The sequence below is a fragment of the Nocardia acididurans genome, assembly GCF_016741815.1.
In the GTDB taxonomy this organism is placed as follows: domain Bacteria; phylum Actinomycetota; class Actinomycetes; order Mycobacteriales; family Mycobacteriaceae; genus Nocardia; species Nocardia acididurans.
This window is the reverse complement of sequence record NZ_JAERRJ010000065.1, coordinates 1-400: the sequence shown is the minus strand read 5'-3', so window position 1 is coordinate 400 and position 400 is coordinate 1. Positions and strand designations below refer to the sequence as shown.

Annotated in this window: 1 protein-coding gene; it reads right to left on the bottom strand. The window is 64.2% G+C overall.

The features are described 5' to 3' along the window. Positions 1–400, bottom strand: a 400-nt coding sequence (locus JK358_RS38810; protein ID WP_201958889.1) for a condensation domain-containing protein, incomplete at both ends; no start/stop codon positions are given.

Genomic DNA, 400 nt, shown 5'->3' with positions numbered 1-400 from the left:
ACGACCAGCCGTCGCCGGCGATGTGATGCACCAGCAACACCAGGACGTACTCGTGTGCCGATGTGCGGAAAACCTGTGCGCGGACCGGGATCTCGACGGCGAGGTCGAACCCGTAACTCACCGCGGCGGTGATCTCCTCATCCAACCGCGTCCGAGTCCATCCGGTGGCGTCGACGACGTGCCACCCCACATCCACGTGGTCGACGGCGACGATGTGTTGGTATGCGATGCCATCGGTGTCGGGGAAGGTGGTGCGCAATGCTTCGTGGCGAGCGATGACATCGATGATCGCGGTCTCGAGCGCTTCCACATTCACCGTGCCGGTCAGTCGCAGCACCATCGGGATGTTGTAGGTCGCCGACGGGCCTTCCAGCCGCGACAGGAACCACAACCGCCGCTG